The sequence below is a fragment of the Isoptericola nanjingensis genome (assembly GCF_050311635.1).
Taxonomy (GTDB): Bacteria; Actinomycetota; Actinomycetes; order Actinomycetales; family Cellulomonadaceae; genus Isoptericola; species Isoptericola nanjingensis.
In genome coordinates this window covers 40,142-61,204 of sequence record NZ_JBNOZL010000002.1, presented here as the reverse complement: position 1 = coordinate 61,204, position 21,063 = coordinate 40,142, and the positions used below count along the sequence as shown (strand labels likewise).

Here is a 21,063-nt window from a genome sequence, read left to right as displayed (position 1 = left end):
CACCTGTGTCGTGACGTCGTCCGGTCAGCGCCGCGTGACGACGAGGACCTCCGAGACGTTCCCCGCGCGGTCCGTCGCACGCGCCTCGACACGGTCGTGCGGGTGGATGCGGATCGTCCCGCCGTAGGTGGTCCACTCGCCGCGGCCGACCCGGTACTCCACGAGCGCGACGCCGGACGCGTCGTCCGTCGCGTCGAGGGTCAGGGTCTTCCGGTTCGGGTGGGCCCACGCGGACGTGACCTCCGGGGCGGTGACGTCCGGCAGCAGGTAGGCGCCGACGCCCTGCGCCGCGGTCCGGGTGGTGTCCTCCAGCAGCCACCGGGTCGCGGCGGCAGGGGCCGACAGGGTGAGCGAGACGCCCGACGCGGTGTGGCCGTCGACGTCGAGAGCACCGCCGGTGGCCGCGTTGACGAGCTGCCCGTCGTGCTCCTGCTCTGTCGAGGCGTCCGGCGCGAACGTCCACCGCTGCCGCGGGTCGTCCGCGTCCGCCCGGACGCCGGCGTACCGGACCTCGGTGTCCGAGACCGCGGCGAGCGCGCCGGAGCCGTCGGACGCGGCGATCGTGTACGCGCCGCCGCCGACAGGGGCGAGCGACCACACGCCGTCGCCCCACCTCGACCAGACGACCATGTCCCGCTCGGGGTGGTCGCCGTCGCCCGCGTACCGGTCGATCTGGTACTCGGTGCCGATCCCGTCGGTGACGATCCGGAACGCGTCCGTCGCGAAGTCGACGCCCTCGGCGGTGACGCGCTCGGGCGCCTCGGGCACCTGCGTGAAGTCGCCGTGGTAGACGTCGGGCGCCGGCTCGTCCCACGGGGCCGGGAGAGTGAGATCCGCGGGGTAGACCTTGGCGAACAGCGCGTAGGCCTGCGGGTCGTACTCCTTCAGCTCGGCCCGGGTGTTGATCGGGCTGCGCACCCCGTCCGTCCAGTCGGGCTTCTCCGCCATGACGTCGAACCAGATGGCCGACAGCGTCGCGAAGTACTCGTCGATGTTGCCGATCGCGTACGTGTTCGGCCACCGGCCGGTGGACCACGAGTTCTCGTACGCCCTGTAGAGCTCGTCGGAGAGGCTCTTGTCGGCCAGCGTCTCGATGCCCACGAGCCGCACGGCGTGGCCGAACTCGTGCACCAGGATGTTCTCGTTCCGGTAGCCCGTGTTGAGGAACGCGTTCTCGTCGTCGCGCGTGCGCAGCACGTTGCGCTCGGAGATCGACGACACGCAGCCGTTCCACTCGCTGCCGCCGTACCCCTCGACGTCGTACATCTCGGGGTCGTAGCCGCCGCGATGCTCGGGCACGAGATAGGCGTTCTCGCGCGCCGCGTACACGGCGAGCGAGCAGCCGAAGTCGGCCATCCGCGCCGCGATCCCGTTGTCGGCCTTGCCGAGCTGGACGTCCACCTGCGCGGCGGCCAGGTCGAGCGTGGCGGGGTCGACGCGCGGGTTCGCCTTGACGACGATCCCGGATCCGGTGGTCACGGACTGCGTGTAGTAGTCGAGCCGGGGGACGCCGGTGTACGTCACGTCCTCGGCGGGCCGGCCCTCGGCGTCCTCGATCTGCGACCCGTCGACGGTGAGCGTGAGCGGCTCGTCGGGGTCGAGCGTGCCGGTGTACGCGATGCTCGCCAGGTGCAGGTCGTCGGGCAGGCGCGCCATGCTGTTCGCGTCCGACGCGGCGATCTGCCGGTTGTCCTTGTCGAAGAAGATCGTGTCCGTGGGCCCGGTGGCAGGCTTGGCGGTGAGGGCGACGGTGGTGCCGCCCTGGCTGAGCGTGACGTTCTCGGGGCTCACCGCCGCGGTCTCGTCGACGTACCGGTCCCACGAGATCTCGAGGAACCTGCCCTCGTTGATCACGCGGACCTCGGTGACCTGGGGGCCGTCGTACGTCGGGTCGACGGCGACGGTGCCGTCCGCCGCCACGGGGATCTCGGGCGGCGCGTCGGCCGCGGCCGCCGTGCCCGCTCCCACGAGCAGCGACGCTCCCACCGCCGCCGCCGTCGCCGCTGCCGTCAGGGCGGGCAGCCCGCCCCGGTCTCGTCCGTTCCTCACACCAGTTCCCTTCGTCTGCGGAGGTCCTGCCTGACGGGGGTGACGCGGGTGTTGCTCGGCCCCGCCCCGGCATGCGCCGGGGCGGGGACGCCTCAGACGGCGGCGGGCAGCAGCGCCGACGTCCAGGCCTCGACGCCGGCGGCGTCGATGGGCAGGGCGTCGGAGAGCACCTCGTGGCCGTCGGGGGTGACGAGCAGGTCGTCCTCCAGCCGCACGCCGATGCCGCGCAGCTCCGGCGGCACGGTGAGGTCGTGAGCGTGGAAGTACAGGCCTGGCTCGACGGTCATGACGACGCCCGGCTCCAGGTCGGCGCCCATGTACTGCTGCCAGTCGCTGTGCGCGCAGTCGTGCACGTCGAGGCCCAGGTGGTGCCCGATGCCGCACACGAGCCAGCGGCGGTGATGCTGGCCCTGCGGCGACAGCGCCTCGTCGACGGAGACCGGCAGCAGGCCCCAGTCGTGCAGGCCCTGCGCGATCACCTCCATGGCCGCGTAGTGGAAGTCGAGGTAGTTCACGCCCGGCTTCACGTGCGCCATGCCGGCCCGGTGGCTCTTCTCCACCAGGTCGTGCACGGCGCGCTGCTCGGGGCTGAACCGGCCCGACGGCGGCACCGTGCGCGTGACGTCGGCGGTGTAGAGGGTGGTCGTCTCGACACCCATGTCGAGCAGCAGGGCGGCGTCGGGGAGCACGGGGCCGTCGCAGCGCACCCAGTGCAGGGTGGGGGCGTGCGGGCCGCTGCCGACGATGCTGGCGTAGCCCGGCCCGTTGCCGGTGGTGCGGGCGTGCCGGTCGAACGTGCCCTGCAGCCAGCGCTCGCCGCCGGACCGCACCGCCGCGGGGATCTCCCGGGCCACGGCCTCGAAGCCCGTCACCGTGTGGTCGACGGCGGCGCGCAGCTGCGCCACCTCCCAGGCGTCCTTGACCATGCGCAGGTCCGCGCACGCCCGGGCGAGCTCGGCCGAGGGCTCCAGCCCGTGCCGCGCCACGACGTCGTCCGGCACGGCGCGCCCGGCCCACCAGCCGGAGCCGTGCGCCAGGGCGTCGTCCAGGTCCGCGAGCGGGCGCACCGGGACGCCGAGCGCCCGCGCCCACTCGCCGAGCCCGGGGGAGGCGCCCACCCACAGCTCGCCGTGCATCGCGTCGGAGAAGAAGGCCGGGTCGCCCGGTCGCGCGGGCGGCGGCGCGTAGAGCACGGCGTCCGCCCCGTGCAGCACGACGACGGCGTCCTCGAGCTGGCAGCCCGTCAGCCACACGAAGTCGCTGTCGGCCCGGAAGTCGTACGACGTGTCGTTGCTGCGCACGGGCGCCCGGCCCGCGCCGACGACGACGGTCCGCCCGCCGAGCCGCTCCGCCAGCCGGGCGCGGTGCGCCGCGGCGGCCTCGGCCGCGCCGTCGGGCACCCGGGCGGGCACGACGTCGGTGGACCAGCCCTGGGCGATCATCTCGGTGAAGGCCGGCACCTCCGTGAGGCGCGGGGTGCGGTTCCCCGAGTGCGGGGGCCGGTGGTCGTGGGCCTGCTGCGTCATCGTCGTTCTCCTCCTGCGTCCCGGACCAGCTCCCGCAGGCGCCGCAGCACCCGAGGGTCGCCGATCCCGTCGTGCTCGTACTCGTTGGTCACCCAGGCGTGCGAGCCGCCCAGCCTGGACAGGGTGTCGAGCTGCAGCCCCGAGTCCACGTACATGTCGTCGAAGTAGACCGCCGCGGCCAGCGGCACGTCGTTCGCGGCGAGGCGCTCGACGTCGTACAGCGGGCTCCACTCCCGGCGCGCGGCGAGCTCGTGCACCGCCGGCGCGAACGGTTTGAGCAGCCGCACCTCGTCGAACATCCACGGGAACGCCATCTCGCCCGTGAGCAGCAGCGGCCGCTCGTCGGGCCCGAACTGCGGCCGCTCGTCGCGGGCGCGCTGCGCCGCCCACGCCGTCGGGCCGTTCGCCCCGTCGCCGTAGATGGACTCCTGGAGCGTCCAGAACAAGGGGTTCGACGCCGACGACGAGCGCACCAGCACCTGCTCCAGGAACGCGTGCGACAGGCGGCCCGGGCGCACGAACGCCTCGTCGACCAGCCAGTGCAGGCGCTCGGACCCGGGCTTCATCCCCAGGTCGATCCCCAGGGACTGGAACCGGTGCACGGTGAGCGCGTCGCCGTCGGGCAGGCGCACGTCGCCCTCCGCGAGCCGGTCGGCGATCGCGGCCACGGCGTCGACGTCCTGCGGGTACAGGTCGTAGTACCGGCGCGTCTTGGCCTCGGCGCGCGCGAACGTGCGCCGGTAGACCTCGTCGGCGCTCGCGGGCGTCCCCGGGATGCCGCCGGTCACGTAGCAGGCCGCGAGACCCTCCGGCGCGGCCGAGAGGTAGGCGAGCGTGATCCAGCCGCCGAACGACTGGCCCAGGCTCGCCCACCGGCGGCCGTCGTAGTGGGTGCGGCGCACGTGCTCCAGGTCGGCCACGATCGAGTCGGCCCGGAAGCATGCCAGGTAGTCGGCGCCCGCGACGGCGTCGCCGCGCGCCGCGACCGCCTCGCCGTCCAGCGGCGTGCTGCGGCCGGTGCCGCGCTGGTCCGGCAGGATCACGCGGTACGTGGTCAGGGCCTCGTCGAGCCAGCCGTCGCGCTTCAGGGGACGGGGTGACGCGCCGCCCGGCCCGCCCTGCAGGTAGACCAGGAGGGGCAGGTCGTCGCCGCGGCGCTCGGGGTCGACCAGCTCGCGCCAGAAGACGTCGATCTGCTCGCCGTCGGGCCGGGCGTGGTCGAGGGGGACCGCCGTCGTGCGTTCCGTGACGTGCAGCCCCGGCAGGTGATAGGTGGTCACGCGGTCGTCTCCTCCTCGGTGCCGGCGGCCTCGGCCTCGCGGTCGGGCGTGGCCGTCGCGGCCCGCGCCTCCGCCGCCTCGCGCCGCGCCCGCTCCCACTCGGGGCGGATGCGCGGCACGGCAGCCAGCAGGGTCCGGGTGTACTCGTGCTGCGGGTCGTCGAAGACGGCGTCGCGCTCGCCCTGCTCGACGATGCGGCCCTTCGACATCACCGCCACGCGGTCGGCGATCTGCCGCACCACCGCGAGGTCGTGCGCGATGAAGAGGTAGCTGAACCCCTCCTCGCGCTGCAGCCGGCGCAGCAGGTTGATGATCTGCGCCTGCACGGACACGTCGAGCGCGGAGACCGCCTCGTCGCAGACCACCAGCCGAGGCGACACGGCGAGCGCGCGGGCGATGCCGATGCGTTGCGCCTGGCCGCCGGAGAACTGCGACGGGTAGCGGCGGTGGTGGTCGGGGTCCAGGCCCACGCGCTCCATGAGCTGCTGCGTGAACGCCCGGGTGCCGCCCGGCACCTCGCGCCCCTGGTAGACCAGCGGCGCGGTGACGATGCGCTCCACCGTGTGCCGCGGGTTGAGCGACGAGTACGGGTCCTGGAACACCACCTGCACGTCGCTGCGGAACCGCCGCAGCCGGTCGCCCTTCGCGCGCGTCACGGGCTCGCCGTCGAAGACGACCTCGCCCGACGTCGCGTCCGTCAGCCGTGCGACGATCCGCGCCGTCGTCGACTTGCCGGACCCGGACTCGCCGACGAGCGCCAGCGTCTCGCGGGCGCGGACCTCGAGGCTCACGCCGTCGACCGCCCGGAACGTGTCCGCCCGCCCCAGCAGCCCGCCGGTGCCGGGCACCGCGAACTCCTTGACCAGGTCGGTGGCGCGCAGCAGCGGCTCGGACGACTGCGACGTCGGGGCCGTCGGCGCGCTCGCGGGGGCGACGGTGCTCTGCCCGGTGCTCTGCCCGGTGCTCTGCCTGGTGCTCTGCCCGGTGCTGGTGGCGCTCATGGCTTCCCTCCCACGCCGGCGGCGGCGTCGATGCCGCGCAGCTCGCCGATCTCGTCGTCGATCCGGGGGACGGCGTCCAGCAGCGCCCGCGTGTACGGGTGCTGCGGGTCGGAGAACAGCCGCTCGGCGGGGGCCTGCTCCACGGCCACGCCGTGCCGCATCACGACGACGTCCTCGGCGATCTCCGACACGACGGCGAGGTCGTGCGAGATGAGGATCAGCGCCGTCCCGGTCTCCCGGCGCACCTCCTGGAGCAGGTCGAGGATCTGGGCCTGCACGGTGACGTCGAGCGCGGTGGTGGGCTCGTCGGCGATGAGCAGGTCCGGCTCGGTGGAGAGCGCCATCGCGATCATCACGCGCTGGCGCATCCCGCCGGAGAACTGGTGCGGGTAGTGGTCCACCCGCCGGGCGGCGTCCGCGATGTGCACGCGCTCCATCGCCTCGACCGCGACCTTGCGCGCCTGCCGCCGCGTGACCCCGGGGCGGTGCGCCCGGTAGGCCTCCTCGATCTGCATCCCCACGGAGTAGTAGGGGTTCAGCGACGACAGCGGGTCCTGGAAGATCATCGACATGCGGTCGCCGCGCAGGCGCCGCACCTTCGACTCGGGCAGCGACGTCAGGTCCGCGCCGTCCAGGGAGACCCGGCCGCGCAGGCTCGCCGTGGGCGGCAGCAGGCCCATGACGGCCAGCGACGTCATCGACTTGCCGGAGCCCGACTCGCCGACGATCCCCAGCGACGCGCCCTGCTCCAGCGTGAACGAGAGCCCGTCCACGACGTCGACCGGCCCGTGGGCCGTCCGGAAGGTGATGGTGAGGTCCTCGACCTCGAGCAGCGTGCTCATGCCTGCCCCCTCATGCCCTCGCTCCGATCCGGACGCGCGGGTCGATCGTCGTGTAGACGATGTCCACGATCACGTTCCCGACGATGACCAGGAAGGCCGCGACGAGCGTGACGCCCATGATGACCGGCTGGTCGTTCTTGGTGATGGAGTCGGACGCCATCTTGCCGATGCCGTTGAGGCCGAAGACGGTCTCGATGATGATCGCGCCGCCCAGCAGGCCGGCGAAGTCCATGCCGAACAGCGTCACGACCGGCGTCAGCGCGGGCCGCAGCGCGTGCCGCCGCCACACCAGCCGCGGGGCGAGGCCCTTGGCGCGCGCCGTGCGGACGAAGTTCTCGTCGAGCGTGTCGAGCACGTTCGCCCGCGTGAGCCGCTGGTACATCGACGCGTAGGTGAACGCGAGCACCAGCCACGGCATGACGAAGTTGAGGAACCACTGCCCGGGGTCGGCGGCGAACGGCACCGCCTGGGGGAAGGGCAGCCACCCGAGCCGCACCACCAGCACGTACTGCAGCACGAGGGCGAGCACGTAGTTGGGGATGGAGACGCCGCCCAGCGCGGCGCCGGTCGCGGCCCGGTCGAACCAGGTGCCCTTCTTGATCGCGGCGATCATGCCGCCCGAGACGCCCATCAGCAGCCACAGCACGGCCGCGCCCACGGCGAGCGTGGCCGAGACGCCGAAGCGCTGCTCGAACATCTCGAGCACGGGCTGCCCGGTCTGGAAGGAGTAGCCCAGGCACGGCGCCGCGCAGTCGATCGCGTTGGCGCCCGTGCCGTAGGTCGTCCCGACGAACAGCCCGGACAGGAAGCCGAGGAACTGCTCGTAGAACGGCCGGTCCAGGCCCAGGTTGGTGCGGATCTGGTCGATCAGCTCCGGCGTGCAGTTCTTGCCGCAGATCTGCACCGCGGGGTCGGGGGAGAGCGCGAAGAAGATCGCGTACGTGAACAGGACGACGAGGAACAGCACGCCCACCATGCCGGCGAGCCTCGTCACGAGAAAGCGGACCATCAGCGCCTCTCCCCCGCGTCGACGACGTCCTTGAGCCGGTCGCCCAGGACCGTGAAGGACAGCACGAGCAGGAACAGGAAGGTTCCGGGGATCAGGAAGTACATCGGGTCGACGGCGTACCAGCTCATCGACTGCGCGATCATCTGCCCCCAGGACGGGGTCGGCGGGACGACGCCCACGCCGAGGAAGCTCAGTCCCGCCTCCGTGCCGATGTACCCGGGCACGGCGAGCGTCGTCATGACGATGATCGTGGAGCGCAGGTTCGGCAGGATCTCCAGCAGCACGATCCGCCAGCCCGACGCCCCGGACGCCCGGGCCGCCTCGACGAACTCGCGCTGCGTGATCGTCATCGTCTGGCCGCGCACCACGCGGGCGAGGTAGGGCCACCCGAACACCGAGATGACGAGCACGAGCAGCGGCGCGCGGTTGCTCGCGGGGAGCGCCGACAGGATCGCGATCATGAAGATCAGGGCGGGGAACGCCATGAGGAAGTCCATGACGCGCGACACGACCTGGTCGACCTTGCCGCCGTGGTACCCGGCGAGGAGCCCGAAGAGGACCCCCAGCAGCGTGGTGAGCGTGGTGGCGGCGAGCGCGATGAGCATGGAGGTGCGCGCTCCGTAGACGATGCGCGCGAACAGGTCGCGGCCGGTGCCGGGCTCGACGCCGAACCAGTGCTCGGCGCTGATCCCGCCGAGCGGACCGATCGGCAGGCCGCCGAGATTCGGGTCGATGGCGGTCTGGTCGAACTCGTACGGTCCCCAGCCGGAGAGCTTGACGACGAGCGGCGCGGCGACGGCCAGGAGCGCGACGAGCGCGATGTACGACAGGGCCAGCACCGCCCCGCGGTGGCGGAGCAGATGGTGCCAGACGCCCTGCCGGGGCGCCGGGGGCGCGACGCCGACGGACGGCGCGCCCCCGGTCTCTGCCTCGAGCGTGGTCATGCTGATGGTCATGGCTCAGCCCTTGCTCGGGTCCTTGAGCCCGACGCCGGTGTAGTCGAGCCCGCCGGTCGCGACGCCGGGGCTGGAGTACACCCCGGTGACGTTCTCGCCGGGCAGCAGCACGACCTTCTCCACCAGCAGCGGCACGATCGGAGCCTCGGTGAGGACCTGCTCGTCGAGGTTGCCCCACGCCTCGTTCGCCGCCGCAGGGTCGGTGATGGCGAGCGCGTCGTCGATGGCGGAGTTGATCGCCGGGTCGTCGATCTGGGCGAGGTTCGAGTTGCCCTTGTCGGTGATGCGGCGCCCGTCGAACAGCGGCGGGATCACGGTGCTCGCCGACGACGCCCAGTCCGGGCACCAGCCCGTGATCGCGGCGTCGTTCTGCAGCTTGGGCGTGCCGATCGTCTCGTAGAACTTCGAGGTGTCGATCGGGTTGAACGTGACCTTGATGCCCACGCGGGACAGCGACTGCTGCACGGCTTCGGCCTGCGCCTGCAGCTTGGGCTGGGTGCGCATGTCGAGCGTCATCTCGAAGCCGTCGGGGTAGCCCGCCTCGGCGAGCAGCTCCTTGGCCTTGTCGACGTCGCCGGCGTTCCCCTCGCTGGGGTAGAGGTCGAAGTCCTTGAACCCGGCGACCGACTCCGGGATCGTCGTGCTGGCGATGTCGGCGAGCATCGTGCCGCCGGTGCCGTTCTGCACGGCCGCCTTGTCCACCGCGTACGAGATCGCCTGGCGCACCTTGACGTCGTCGAGCGGCTTCTTGGTCGTGTTCAGGCCCATGTACGTGGTGCAGACGCCCGGCCAGTCGACCAGGCGGTCCTTGTACTTCGGGTCCTGCAGGCGGGCGAGCGTCGCGGGCTGCAGGTTGCCGCCGATGGCGTTGACGTCGGTGCCCTGGCCGGCCAGCAGGCGCTCGTCGATGGTGGCCGGGTCGAGGCCGAGCTGGAAGTTCCAGCCGTCCGGCTTGGCGGTGCGCACCTCGTCGGTGGCCGCGTCCCAGTTCTCGTTGCGCACGAGCGTGATGACGCTGCCGGGGGTGTACTCGTCGAGCGTGTACGGGCCGGACGCGACGATGTCGTTGAGGAACTCGTCACCGGCGCCGGAGCCGACGGGGAAGGGCGCGAAGTTCGGCTGCGACGCGACGGCGGGGAAGTCGGGGAACGGCGCCTTGAGGTGGAAGACGATCGTGGTGTCGTCGGGCGTCTCGATGGTCGGCAGGTCGCCGGACTTGTACGGCCCCTCGTAGTCCTTCGGCGCGTCGATGACCTGCTTGGCGTACGGGGAGCCGATGCCGATCTCCGGGTCCCAGGCGCGGGAGACGCCGAACTTCACCTCGGCGGACGTGATCGGGTCCCCGTTGTCGAACTTCAGCCCGTCCTTGAGCGTGAACGTCCAGGTGAGGCCGTCGTCCGACACGGTGCCGGTGTCCGTGGCGAGGTCGGGCACGATCTCGTTCGGGTCCTCCGCGCTGCCCGACGCCGGCGTCGTGAGCGTGCGGTACACGAGGCGGTAGAAGTTGTTCACGCCGCCGTCCCAGCCCTTGGCCGGGTCGAGGTAGGAGAAGTCGGCGTTCTGCAGCACCTGCACGACGCCGCCCTCGGCGGGCTCGCCCTCGAGTCCGCCGGCGGTGCTCGCCGTCGAGCTCCCGCCTCCGCCGCCGGAGGAGCACGCGCCGAGCGCGAGGAGGGCCGCGACGCCGAACGCTGCGGCACGGAGGGCTGGTCTGGTCACTCGTCGTGTCATGGAAAACCTCCCAGGGTGGGGATGGTGCGACGGGTCGGTCGGGGAGTGCGGTGGTGCGGTGGTGCGGTGGTGCGGGTCAGGACGTCCGGAGGAAGACGCGCATGGCGCCCACCTCGCGGTTGCCCCAGAGCGCGTAGGGCACGAGGGCCACCGGCGCGCGGTGCGTGGTGGGCGCCGTGGCGCCCAGCGGGGGGTACGGGTCGTCGCCACTCGGCGGCGCGACGGCGAGGTCGCCGCGCAGCACGCGCCACGGGTGGTCCTCGTCGACCACGAGCCGGGGCACGTCCTCGGCGGCGAGGAGCAGGTCGTCCACCGGGGCGGGGGAGTCCTGCTGCTCGACGCAGTACACGAGCGGCCCGCGCAGGACGGCGGCGCTGCCGCGCGCGGCGTCCAGGTGCGGGTGCGCGGTGACGGCGCGGACCGGCATGGGCAGGTCGAGCACGACCGTCGCGCCCGGAGCCCAGGTGCGGGTCAGCCGGAGCCAGCCGTCGGCCGGGAGCTCGGACACGGGCTCACCGTCCACCGCGGCGGTGGCGCCGTCGGCCCAGGCGGGCACGCGCAGCGCGAGCGTCGTGGGGCCGTCGGCGGCGCGGCGCACGCGCACGGTGACCCGGCCGTCCCACGGCAGGTCGGTCGTCACGTCCACGTCGAGCGCGGGGGAGTCGATCGCGGCGCTCGCGTACAGCGCGAGGGTCAGGGAGTCGTCGTCGGCCACGGCCAGGTGGTCCTGGAGCTCCGACGTCCAGCGCACGACGTTGGGCGGGCAGCACGGGCAGCCGAACCAGGCCCGGCGCAGCAGCTCGCCGTCCTTCTCGGCGCCGCTGCGCTGCTCGTGGTCGGGGCGGCGCTGCAGCGGGTTGTCGTAGAAGAAGGCGGCGCCGTCCTCCGACAGCCCGACCGCGTACGCGTTGTGCAGCACCCGCTCGACGTGGTCGAGGACGTCGGCGCGGCCGGTGGCGAGGAAGAGTCTCCAGCCCCACTGCGCCGTCCCGATCGCGGCGCACGTCTCGGCGTACGCGCGCTCGGCGGGCAGCTCGAACCGGTCGCCGAACGCCTCGTCGGAGTGCCGGGAGCCGATGCCGCCGGTGAGGTAGGACTTGCGGGCCACCATGTCGTCCCACAGGTGCTCGAGGTGGGCGAGGAGCGCGTCGTCGTCCGTCTCGAGCGCGACGTCGGTGGCCCCGGCCGCGAGGTAGACCATGCGCACGGCGTGCCCGGTGACGGAGCCCAGCTCGCGCAGCGGCACGGCGTCCTGGAAGTAGTCCGCCGCGAAGATCGTGTGCTCGAGGGTCCCGGCGCCGCGGCGCTCGACGAAAAGCCGGGCCTGCTCCAGGTAGCGGCGGTCGCCCGTCTCGCGGGCGAGCTCCACGAGGGCCATCTCCACCTCGGGGTGGCCGCAGTACGCCGGCTCGCCGTCGGGGCCGTAGCGCTCGACGACGAGGTCCGCGAACCGGGCGGCGACGTCGAGCAGGCGGCGGTCGCCGAGCTGGCGGGACGCCGCGACGGCGGCCTGGGCGAGGTGGCCGAGGTTGTACATCTCGTGGCCCCACGAGAGGTCCTGCCAGGGCTCCTTGGGGCTCTGCGGCGACTGGTAGAAGGTGCCGAGGTAGCCGTCGGCGCGCTGGGCCCGCTCGATCAGCGCCACGGACTCCTCGAAGAAGTCGCGGGCCGTCTCCAGCTCCGCGGCCTCGCCCTCGTCGGCCGGCTCGCGGCCGAGCTCGTAGGCGATCCCCTCGAGCGTCTTGTAGACGTCGGTGTCGAGGAACGGGTAGCGCCCGCGGTAGTCGCCGACCGCCGGGTCGTGGAGCCGCCGGAAGTTGTCGAGGTTCCCGGCCTGCCGCACCTCGCGGACGACGTGCGGGACGGTGACGACGCGGTTGCGCCGCTGCCAGTCGTGGAGCAGGCCGCCGGTGAGGCGCACGCGGTCCGTGCCGAGCGGCGTGCCGGCACGACCGGCCGTCGCGACGGCCGGGGCGCGGGTCGGGACGGGAGCCAGGTTCGGGGTGATGGCCACGAAATCTCCTCGGTGGTATATCACATTGCACATGCAGGGCCACGTCGCCCAGGGCGAGCCGGCGTGACGTCGTCGTCCGGTACTGCTGCCGCCGTCCGCGTCCTCGCGTCCGCCGGGTGGTCCGCACCCCGGGAAGATGCCCGGAACTGCGCCGTTCCTGCAGGTGGGCCGGGTGCCGGGTCGCGGTCCCTGTGCCCGTCGCCCGGCGGGTCGTCTTGACCTGCCAGCCGATGTGGGCGGTAACATATCATGCACTACTGTGATGTCCACCACCCCCGGACCAGCCCCCGTGAGGAAGTGCTCATGTCGGAAGCCGTCGCGTCGTTCCGCCGCATCGAGGCGCCGGTGAGCCTGCGCGAGACCGTGTCGCGGGCGCTCACCGCGGCGATCGTCTCGGGCGATCTCGCCCCGGGCACGCTGGTCTCGGTGCCGTCGCTCACCGCACGCTTCGCCGTGTCCGCCACGCCGGTGCGCGAGGCGATGCTGGACCTGGAGAAGCGCGGGTTCGTCACCGCGGTGCGCAACAAGGGCTTCCGGGTCACCGAGGTGTCGCCGGAGATGCTGAGCCACATCGCCGAGGTGCGCCAGCTGCTCGAGCCGCCGGCGATGGAGAAGCTGGCCGGTCGCTTCCCGCAGGGCGCGCTGCCGGCCCTGCGCGAGCAGGCGGACGCCATCGTCACGGGCGCCCGATCGGGCGACCTCGTGACCTATCTCGAGGCCGACCGCGACTTCCACCTGCGGCTCACGACCCTGGCGGGCAACCCCCTGCTCGTGGACGTGGTGGCCGACCTGCGCAGCCGCGCGCGGCTGCTCGGCCTGTCCCAGATGGTCGCCACCGACCACCTGGAGCAGTCGGCGGCCGAGCACCACGAGCTGCTCGACCTGCTCGCGGCCGGCGACGCCGCCGGGGCGCGGGACCTCATGCGCCGCCACATCGGCCACACCACCGGCTGGTGGGCGGGGCGACCCGAGGAGGACTGACCCGGCAGGGCCGGCGACGTGGCCGGCCCCTCACCAGTCTTGGTATGTGACATATTACTGAGCATCGACCCAAGGAGCAGCCGATGACCGACGACGTCGTGGTCGTGGGGGCGGGCATCGTGGGCGCCGCGTGCGCCCGCGCTCTCGCGCGCCGCGGGCTCGCCGTGACCGTCCTCGACCGCGGCGGCGCGGCGTCGGGCACCACCGCCCACGGAGAGGGCAACCTGCTCGTCTCCGACAAGGAGCCCGGCCCCGAGCTGGTGCTCGCGCAGCACGCGGCACGCCGCTGGCCGACCCTCGTCGAGGAGCTGGCCGACGAGCTGGGCCCGCGCTTCCCGGCCGTCGAGTACGACCCCAAGGGCGGCCTCGTCGCGGCCACCACGGCCGAGGGTGCGCAGCCGCTGCGCGACTTCGCCGCCCGGCAGCGCGGCGCCGGGGTCGACGCGCGGGAGATCGACGTCGCCCGCGCCCTCGAGCTCGAGCCCGCCCTCAACCCCGGCCTCACGGCCGCGGTCTGGTACCCCGAGGACGCGCAGGTGCAGCCCGTCGCCGCAGCCGAGGCGCTGCTCGCGTCCGCCCGCCGCGCGGGGGCGCGGGTGCGCACCGGCGTCGAGGTGACCGGCGCGTTGCGCCACGGCGACCGGGTCGTCGGCGTCCGCACCAGCGCCGGCGACGTGCCTGCCGGGGCCGTCGTCCTGGCCGCAGGACCGTGGTCCGGCGTCGTCGCCGCACGGCTCGGGGTCGCGCTGCCCGTGCGCCCGCGCCGCGGGATGGTGCTGGTGACGACCCGGATGCCGCACGCCGTGCGGCACAAGGTCTACGACGGCGACTACGTCGGTGCCACGCAGTCCGGCGACGCCGCGCTGCAGACGTCGAGCGTGGTCGAGTCCACCGCAGCCGGCACCGTGCTGATCGGGTCCAGCCGCGAGCAGGTCGGCTTCGACGACCGGCTGCGCGCCGTCGTGCTGCGCGAGATGGCCGCCCGCGCGGTGCGGCTGTTCCCGTTCCTCGCCGACGCGAGCGTCATGCGCACCTACCTCGGCTTCCGCCCCTACGTCCCCGACCACCTGCCGATCGTCGGCCCGGACCCCCGCACCCCCGGCCTGTGGGTCGCGACCGGGCACGAGGGCGCCGGCATCGGGCTGGGGCCGGTCAGCGGCGAGCTGCTCGCCGACCTGTTCACCGGCGCGGAGCCCGAGGTCGACCCCGCGCCGTTCCGCGTCGACCGCCCGGCGGTGCTCGCTGCCGGCTCGCCCTCCGAGGAGCCAGGGGAGGCCTCATGACCACGCACCGGCAGGACGCCGGGCCGCGCCCGCTGACCATCACGCTCGACGGCGAGCCCTTCGCGGGTACCGAGGGCCAGACGATCGCGGGGATGCTGCTGGCCGCCCGACGGCGGTCGTGGCGCACCACCAGCGTCGACGGCGCCCCTCGCGGCGTGTTCTGCGGCATCGGGGTGTGCTTCGACTGCCTCGTCACCGTCAACGGGGCCCGCGACGTGCGGGCGTGCCTGCGGCGCGCCGCGGACGGGGACGTCGTCGAGACGCAGCACGACCCGCTGCCGGGGGTGACCTCATGAGCCGCCGCACCGTGGTCGTGGTCGGAGCCGGGCCGGCCGGCCTCTCCGCCGCGCGCGCCGCGGCCCGCGCGGGCGCCGACGTGACGCTGCTCGACGCGTCCGACCAGGTGGGCGGGCAGTTCTGGCGGCACCGGGTGCTCCCGGGCGGCGGGACCTCGCCCGACGAGGCCTCCTTCCACCACGGCTGGGGCACGTTCACGGCGCTGCGCGACGTCGTCGCCGGGCACCCGCGGGTCACGCTGCTGACGTCCGCCCAGGTGTGGGCGCTGGAGCGGCTCGACGACGGCGTGCGGCTGCGGGTGCTGGTCGGCCCCGCCGACGCCGGGGGGCGCGAGCACCTCACCCTCACCCCCGACGCGCTCGTGCTCGCCACGGGTGCCCACGACCGGACGCTCCCGTTCCCCGGTTGGCAGCTGCCCGGCGTCACGACGGCCGGCGCGGCCCAGGCCCTCGCCAAGGCCGAGCGCGTGGCCGTCGGCGACCGCGTCGTCGTCGCCGGCGCGGGCCCGTTCCTGCTGCCGGTCGCCACGTCGCTGCTGCGCACCGGCGCGCGCGTGCTGTCGGTGCACGAGGCCGCGACCCCGGCGGCGCTGGTCCGCGGGTGGGGCGCGCGGCCGGCCGGGCTGCTGGGCGCGGCGCACAAGACCGGCGAGCTCGGCGGGTACGCCGCCGCGCTCGCCCGGCACCGGGTCGCGTACCGGGTCGGCGAGGCCGTGGTCGCCGTGCGCGGGGACGGCCGGGTCGAGGAGGTGACGATCGCGCGCGTCGACGCGCGGTGGTCGCCCGTGCCGGGCACCGAGCGGACCGTCGCGGCCGACGCCGTGTGCGTCTCGCACGGGTTCACGCCGCGCCTCGAGCTCGCCGTCGCGGCGGCGTGCGCGATCTCGCCGGGCCGCTTCGTCGTCGTCGACGACCGCCAGCGCACCACCGCGCCCGGCGTGTGGGCCGCCGGCGAGCTGACCGGCATCGGCGGGGCCGAGGCCGCGCTCGCCGAGGGCTGGGTGGCCGGGCACCACGCCGCCTCCCCTTCCGACGATGCCGCGACCGACGCCGTGTCCGACGACGCGGCGCTCGCCCGCGCCGTCCGCCGTCGCGGGCGGTCCGCCGACTTCGCGCGCCGGCTCGAGGCCGCGCACGGCATCCGCAGCGGCTGGACGTCGTGGCTGCGCGACGACACGCTCGTCTGCCGCTGCGAGGAGGTCGACGCCGGCACGCTGCGCGCCGCCGCCTGCGCCACCGCGTCGACCGACCTGCGCTCCGTCCGCCTCACCAGCCGCGCCGGTCTCGGCCCCTGCCAGGCGAGGATCTGCGGCCGCACGGTCGCGGAGCTCGTCGGGGCCGCGGGGTCCGCGGCCGACGAGGGCACGGGGGCGGCGCCCGCGGTGCCCGACCGGCGGCCCCTCGTCGTGCCCGTCCGGCTCGGCGACCTCGCCACCCTGCCCGACGACCCCACGTGATCCGACCCCACCCACACCGACCCCTCGCGCCCCGAAGTCGGGGCGCGCGAACCGAGAGGACACACCGCATGAGCTCCCAGAAGATCGACCTGGGCGGCGTCGTCGTCGCGACGACGCTGCCGTTCACCCCCGACGCCGCGGCGCCCGCCGGGCTCGCCGTCGACTACGCGGGCTACGCCGCGCACGTCGACCACCTGATGAACGCCGGCTGCCGGGGCGTGGGCCCCAACGGCTCGCTCGGCGAGTACTCGTCCCTCACGGACGACGAGCGCCGCAAGGTCGTGCAGACCGCCGTGGAGGCCGTCGCCGGCCGCGGCATCGTCATCGCGGGCGTGCACGGCGTGGGCTGGCACCAGGCCCAGCACTGGGCCGAGCTCGCCCAGGAGGACGGCGCGGACGCCGTCCTCCTGCTGCCGCCGACGATCTACCGGGCCAACCGGCGCGAGATCGTCGAGCACTACGCCCGCGTCAACGAGGTGGGCCTGCCGATCATGGTCTACAACAACCCGTTCGACACCAAGGTGGACCTCACGCCGGACCTCGTCGCCGAGCTCGCGCAGCTCGAGAACGTGGTCGCCATCAAGGAGTTCTCGGGCGACGTGCGCCGGATCTCCGAGCTGCGCGAGGTGGCCGACATCGACGTCATCGCCGGCGCCGACGACCTGCTGTTCGAGTCGCTCGTGATGGGCGCGACCGGCTGGTTCGCCGGCTACCCGAACGCGATCCCCGAGGTCGCCGTCGAGCTCTACGAGCTGGTGCGGGCCGGGAAGATCACCGACGCGCGGGACCTGTACGAGAACGTGGTCGCCATGTTCCGCTGGGACTCGCGCACCGAGTTCGTGCAGGCCATCAAGCTGTCCACGCAGATCGCGGGGCGCCCGTTCGGCATCGAGACCCGCCCGCCGCGCGGCCCGCTGTCCCCGGAGCAGGAGGCCACCGTGCGTGCCGACACCGAGAAGGCCCTCGCGTACATCGCCCAGCGCTGAGCCTGGACAACCACCCGAGCCCGGCACCGGGCCCGTCCCAGAGAGGCCGACCATGCGATCGTCCCGCACCTTCACCGCCGTCGACTCGCACACCGAGGGGATGCCCACCCGCGTGGTCACGTCGGGCCTCGGGGTGATCCCCGGCGCCACGATGAACGACAAGCGGCTGCACTTCATCGAGCACCTCGACGACGTGCGGAAGCTGCTCGTCAACGAGCCGCGGGGGCACGCCGCGATGAGCGGCGCCATCCTGCAGCCCTCGACGCGCGACGACTGCGACTTCGGCGTCGTGTACATCGAGGTCTCCGGCTGCCTGCCGATGTGCGGCCACGGCACGATCGGCGTCGCCACCGTGCTGGTGGAGACAGGCATGGTGACGGTCACCGAGCCGACGACCACCATCCGGCTGGACACCCCGGCCGGGGTGGTCGTCGCCCGGGTGGAGGTGCGCGACGGGCACGCCGAGTCGGTGACGATCGAGAACGTGCCCAGCTTCGTCGTGCGGCTCGACGACGAGGTCGACGTGCCCGGGCTCGGCACCGTCCCCTACTCGCTGGCGTTCGGCGGCAACTTCTACGCCATGGTCGACCTCGACGACGTGAAGCTGCCGTTCGACCGCGCCCGCCAGCAGGACATCCTCGCCGCCGGGCTCGCGATCATGGACGCGATCAACACGACGGCCCCGCCGTCGCACCCCACGATCGCGGGCGTGGACCACTGCCATCACGTCGAGTTCATCGCGCCGGGCTCCACCGCGGAGCACTCCCGGCACGCGATGGCGATCCACCCTGGGTGGTTCGACCGCTCGCCGTGCGGCACCGGCACGTCCGCCCGGATGGCGGAGCTCTGGGCGCGGGGCGAGCTCGCCCTCGACACGGACTTCGTCAACGAGTCGTTCATCGGCTCGCGCTTCGTGGGCCGGCTGGTGGGGGAGACCGAGGTCGCCGGGATCCCCGCCGTCGTGCCCACCATCACCGGCCGTGCCTGGGTCACCGGCCTGGGCACCTACCTGCTCGACCCGAGCGACCCGTTCCCCACCGGCTTCCAGTTCTGAGGTGCAGAGAATGACGACCCCCACCGATGCCCGGACGACCGCCCCCGCGCACGCGGAGGCGGCGGCGCGAGCCGCCGTCGCGGCCGCGCCGGTGCTCGCGAACCTCCCCCCGTCGACCCGGGCCGACGCGCTGCGGGCCGTCGCCGACGCGCTCGGCGCGCACGAGGACGAGCTGGTCGCGCTCGCCGCGGCCGAGACCCGGCTGGCCGAGGCGCGGCTGCGCGGCGAGCTGAAGCGCACCCGCGTGCAGCTGCGGCTGTTCGCCCGGGTGGTCGAGGCCGGCGCCTACCTCGACGTGCGGCTCGACGCCGCCGACCCGGAGTTCGTGCTCGGCCCCCGCCCCGACCTGCGCCGCACGCTGTGGCCGGTCGGGCCCGTGCTCGTCTTCGCGGCGAGCAACTTCCCCTTCGCGTTCTCCGTGCCCGGCGGCGACACCGCGGCCGCGCTCGCCGCCGGCTGCCCCGTGGTCGTCAAGGCGCACCCCGGGCACGTCGAGCTGTCCCGCCGGGTCGCCGACCTCATGGCCGAGGCCCTCGCCGGCGCCGGGCTGCCGGACGGCACGTTCGCCCTGGTCGAGGGCGACGACGCCGGTCGTGACCTGCTGGGGCACCCCGCGGTCCGGGCTGCCGCGTTCACCGGCTCCACGCGCGTGGGCCGGCTGCTCGCCGACGCCGCGGCGTCGCGCCCCGACCCGATCCCGTTCTACGGCGAGCTCGGCTCGCTCAACCCGGTGCTCGTGCGTCCCGCCGCCCTCGCCGACCGCGGCGCGGAGATCGCCCGGGGATGGGTCGGGTCCGTGAGCGGCTCGGCCGGCCAGCTGTGCACCAAGCCCGGCTTCCTGCTCGTCCCCGAGGGGCACGACCTCGGGGACGTCGTCGCCGAGGCGGCCGCCGCGGTGCCCGCGCACGCGCTGCTCAACGCGCGCGTCGGCGCCGGGTACGTCGCGGGGCGCTCCGCCGTCCTCGGCACCCCCGGCGTCACGGTGCTGGCCGAGGGCGTCGCCGACGCCGGGGAGGACGGCGTCGTCCGCGCGACGCCCACCCTCGTCGAGACGGACCTCGCCACCCTGCGCGAGCACCGCGACACGGTGCTCGAGGAGGTGTTCGGGCCGTTCGGCGTGCTCGTCACCTACCCCGAGGGCACGGACCTGGGGGCGGTCGTGGCCGAGCTCTTCCCCGGCGAGCTCACCGCGACCGTGCACCGCGGGCCGGACGAGGGGGCCGAGGTGGCCGGGCTGCTGGCCACCCTGGGCCGGCACGCGGGGCGCGTGCTCGTCGACGGGTGGCCCACCGGCGTCGCCGTCACGCCGGCGATGCAGCACGGCGGCCCGTGGCCGGCCACGACGAGCGACGCGACGTCCGTGGGCACGGCCGCCATCGGCCGGTTCCTGCGCGGCGTCACATTCCAGGACGCCCCGCAGGACGCGCTGCCCGCGCCGTTGCAGGACGGTAACCCGTGGGGGGTGCCGCAGGCGCGGTCGGGTGTGGCAGAGTCGGCGCACTGGTAGGCAACGAGGCCACGACCAGGCGCTTCACGGGAGGTCCGACCACGTGCTCATCGCCGAAGAGCTGCTGCTCCTGGCCCACGACGACCTGCGCACCGGGCCGTCCGTGTTCGACGACGCCCCCTACCGGCTCGCCGGCGCGCTGCTCGTCGAGCTGGTGATCGCGGGCCGGGTCGCACTGCCCCCGACGGCCGGCGACGAGGGACCGGTCGTGGTCCTCGACCGCGCGCCGACCGGGCGCCGGGAGCTCGACGACGTCCTCGACCTCGCGGCGTCGGTCCCCCGGCGCGCGACGGAGCTCGTCGACGTGCTGGCGCGCCGCGTCGAGCGGCCGCTGCTCGACGGGCTCGTCGCCCAGGGCCTGCTCCGACGCGAGGACCGGGCCGTCTGGGGCGTGCTCCGGAGCACCCGGTGGCGCACGGTGGACGGGCCGGCCGTCGCCGCCCTGCGTCGTCGCGTGCACGGCGTCCTGCTCGACGGCGCCGCGCCCGGCGACCGCACCGCCGCGCTCCTCACGCTCGCCGAGGGCTCCGGCTGGCTCCGGCCCCGCGTCCCGCGCGACCGCCGCCGCGAGGCCGACGCCCGGATGCGCGAGCTGGCGGCCACGTGGTGGCGGGGGAGCGTGGTCCGTGAGGCGGCCGGGGCGGTCGCCGCGGCCGTCGTGGGCGTCGTCAGCGCCGCGACGCTGGTGCTGCCCGCCGCGACCTGACGCGAGCCGGCAGGGGCCACGCGCCGGTCAGGCGTCGTCGTCCAGCCGCCCGAGCAGGTCGACGGCGGCGCGCGCGTACTCGCCGATCCACCGGTCGTGGAGGCGCTTGATGGGCAGCGGCGCGAGCGCGAGGTGGCGTTCGCGACCGACCTTCCGGCCGGTGACGAGCTCGGCCCGCTCGAGCACGCGCAGGTGCTGCAGCACGGTGGTGCGGTCGAGCTGGGCGAACAGCGCGCACAGCTCGCCGGTGGTGCGGGTGGACTCCTTGAGCGCGTCCAGCATGCGCCGGCGCACCGGCGCCGCGAGGGCCTTGAACACGGCGTCGTCGTCGGCGGGGTCGTCGTCGTCCCTGGGCGCCGAGGAGTTCATGTGATAAAAATACAAC

The 21,063-nt window shown here is 74.2% G+C and carries 18 protein-coding genes; 8 read left to right on the top strand and 10 right to left on the bottom strand.

Going from position 1 to position 21,063, the window contains the following annotated elements; genetic code table 11:
• Positions 1–24: 24 nt before the first annotated feature.
• The 9 genes from ACQP6G_RS03145 to ACQP6G_RS03105 all read right to left on the bottom strand — a co-directional run bounded on the left by ACQP6G_RS03145 (position 25) and on the right by ACQP6G_RS03105 (position 12,408).
• Positions 25–2,049 carry an RICIN domain-containing protein gene (locus tag ACQP6G_RS03145; RefSeq protein WP_429762750.1) on the bottom strand — a complete coding sequence of 675 codons (2,025 nt, stop codon included), beginning with the start codon at positions 2,047–2,049 and terminating at the stop codon, positions 25–27.
• Between the two features lie 92 nt (positions 2,050–2,141).
• On the bottom strand, positions 2,142–3,575 hold the full coding sequence (locus tag ACQP6G_RS03140) for an aminopeptidase P family protein (protein WP_429762749.1): 1,434 nt from the start codon (positions 3,573–3,575) through the stop codon (positions 2,142–2,144).
• Entirely contained in the window at positions 3,572–4,855 is a 1,284-nt protein-coding gene (locus ACQP6G_RS03135; RefSeq protein WP_429762748.1) for an alpha/beta hydrolase family protein, read from the bottom strand. Before ACQP6G_RS03135 ends, ACQP6G_RS03140 begins: the two co-directional genes overlap by 4 nt.
• Positions 4,852–5,856: an ATP-binding cassette domain-containing protein gene (locus ACQP6G_RS03130; protein WP_429762746.1), complete on the bottom strand. Its 1,005-nt coding sequence runs from the start codon at positions 5,854–5,856 to the stop codon at positions 4,852–4,854. The genes ACQP6G_RS03135 and ACQP6G_RS03130 overlap by 4 nt, the downstream gene beginning before the upstream one ends.
• Entirely contained in the window at positions 5,853–6,698 is an 846-nt protein-coding gene (locus tag ACQP6G_RS03125) for an ABC transporter ATP-binding protein (RefSeq protein WP_429762745.1), read from the bottom strand. The genes ACQP6G_RS03130 and ACQP6G_RS03125 overlap by 4 nt, the downstream gene beginning before the upstream one ends.
• Before the next feature lie 10 nt (positions 6,699–6,708).
• On the bottom strand, positions 6,709–7,707 hold the full coding sequence (locus ACQP6G_RS03120; RefSeq protein ID WP_429762744.1) for an ABC transporter permease: 999 nt from the start codon (positions 7,705–7,707) through the stop codon (positions 6,709–6,711).
• Complete coding sequence (locus tag ACQP6G_RS03115; RefSeq protein ID WP_429762743.1) at positions 7,707–8,663, bottom strand: ABC transporter permease; 957 nt, start codon at positions 8,661–8,663, stop codon at positions 7,707–7,709. Before ACQP6G_RS03115 ends, ACQP6G_RS03120 begins: the two co-directional genes overlap by 1 nt.
• Before the next feature lie 3 nt (positions 8,664–8,666).
• On the bottom strand, positions 8,667–10,382 hold the full coding sequence (locus tag ACQP6G_RS03110) for an ABC transporter substrate-binding protein (protein WP_429762742.1): 1,716 nt from the start codon (positions 10,380–10,382) through the stop codon (positions 8,667–8,669).
• 88 nt (positions 10,383–10,470) lie between these two features.
• A complete protein-coding gene (locus tag ACQP6G_RS03105; RefSeq protein WP_429762741.1) occupies positions 10,471–12,408 on the bottom strand; it encodes a glycoside hydrolase family 127 protein in 1,938 nt (645 codons plus the stop codon).
• A gap of 303 nt (positions 12,409–12,711) precedes the next feature.
• Between ACQP6G_RS03105 and ACQP6G_RS03100 the strand changes: the two genes are divergently transcribed.
• The 8 genes from ACQP6G_RS03100 (at position 12,712) to ACQP6G_RS03065 (ending at position 20,678) form a co-directional block, all read left to right on the top strand.
• Positions 12,712–13,389: a GntR family transcriptional regulator gene (locus tag ACQP6G_RS03100; protein WP_429762740.1), complete on the top strand. Its 678-nt coding sequence runs from the start codon at positions 12,712–12,714 to the stop codon at positions 13,387–13,389.
• An 83-nt stretch (positions 13,390–13,472) separates the two neighbouring features.
• Positions 13,473–14,672 (top strand): NAD(P)/FAD-dependent oxidoreductase, encoded by a 1,200-nt coding sequence (locus ACQP6G_RS03095; protein ID WP_429762739.1) that lies wholly within the window; start codon positions 13,473–13,475, stop codon positions 14,670–14,672.
• Positions 14,669–14,968 (top strand): (2Fe-2S)-binding protein, encoded by a 300-nt coding sequence (locus ACQP6G_RS03090; protein ID WP_429762738.1) that lies wholly within the window; start codon positions 14,669–14,671, stop codon positions 14,966–14,968. Before ACQP6G_RS03095 ends, ACQP6G_RS03090 begins: the two co-directional genes overlap by 4 nt.
• Positions 14,965–16,425: an FAD/NAD(P)-dependent oxidoreductase gene (locus tag ACQP6G_RS03085; RefSeq protein WP_429762736.1), complete on the top strand. Its 1,461-nt coding sequence runs from the start codon at positions 14,965–14,967 to the stop codon at positions 16,423–16,425. Before ACQP6G_RS03090 ends, ACQP6G_RS03085 begins: the two co-directional genes overlap by 4 nt.
• A 68-nt stretch (positions 16,426–16,493) precedes the next feature.
• Entirely contained in the window at positions 16,494–17,411 is a 918-nt protein-coding gene (locus ACQP6G_RS03080) for a dihydrodipicolinate synthase family protein (protein WP_429762735.1), read from the top strand.
• Positions 17,412–17,463: 52 nt separating this feature from the next.
• Positions 17,464–18,465, top strand: a complete 1,002-nt coding sequence (locus ACQP6G_RS03075; RefSeq protein ID WP_429762734.1) for a proline racemase family protein — start codon at positions 17,464–17,466, stop codon at positions 18,463–18,465.
• Positions 18,466–18,475: 10 nt separating this feature from the next.
• The gene (locus ACQP6G_RS03070) at positions 18,476–19,972 is read left to right on the top strand and encodes an aldehyde dehydrogenase (NADP(+)) (protein WP_429762733.1); all 1,497 of its coding nucleotides are present in this window, start codon (positions 18,476–18,478) and stop codon (positions 19,970–19,972) included.
• Between the two features lie 43 nt (positions 19,973–20,015).
• Positions 20,016–20,678 carry a GOLPH3/VPS74 family protein gene (locus ACQP6G_RS03065; protein ID WP_429762732.1) on the top strand — a complete coding sequence of 221 codons (663 nt, stop codon included), beginning with the start codon at positions 20,016–20,018 and terminating at the stop codon, positions 20,676–20,678.
• 27 nt (positions 20,679–20,705) lie between these two features.
• On the opposite strand, the gene ACQP6G_RS03060 is transcribed toward ACQP6G_RS03065, so the two are convergent.
• The gene (locus ACQP6G_RS03060) at positions 20,706–21,047 is read right to left on the bottom strand and encodes an ArsR/SmtB family transcription factor (protein WP_429762731.1); all 342 of its coding nucleotides are present in this window, start codon (positions 21,045–21,047) and stop codon (positions 20,706–20,708) included.
• Positions 21,048–21,063: the final 16 nt, after the last annotated feature.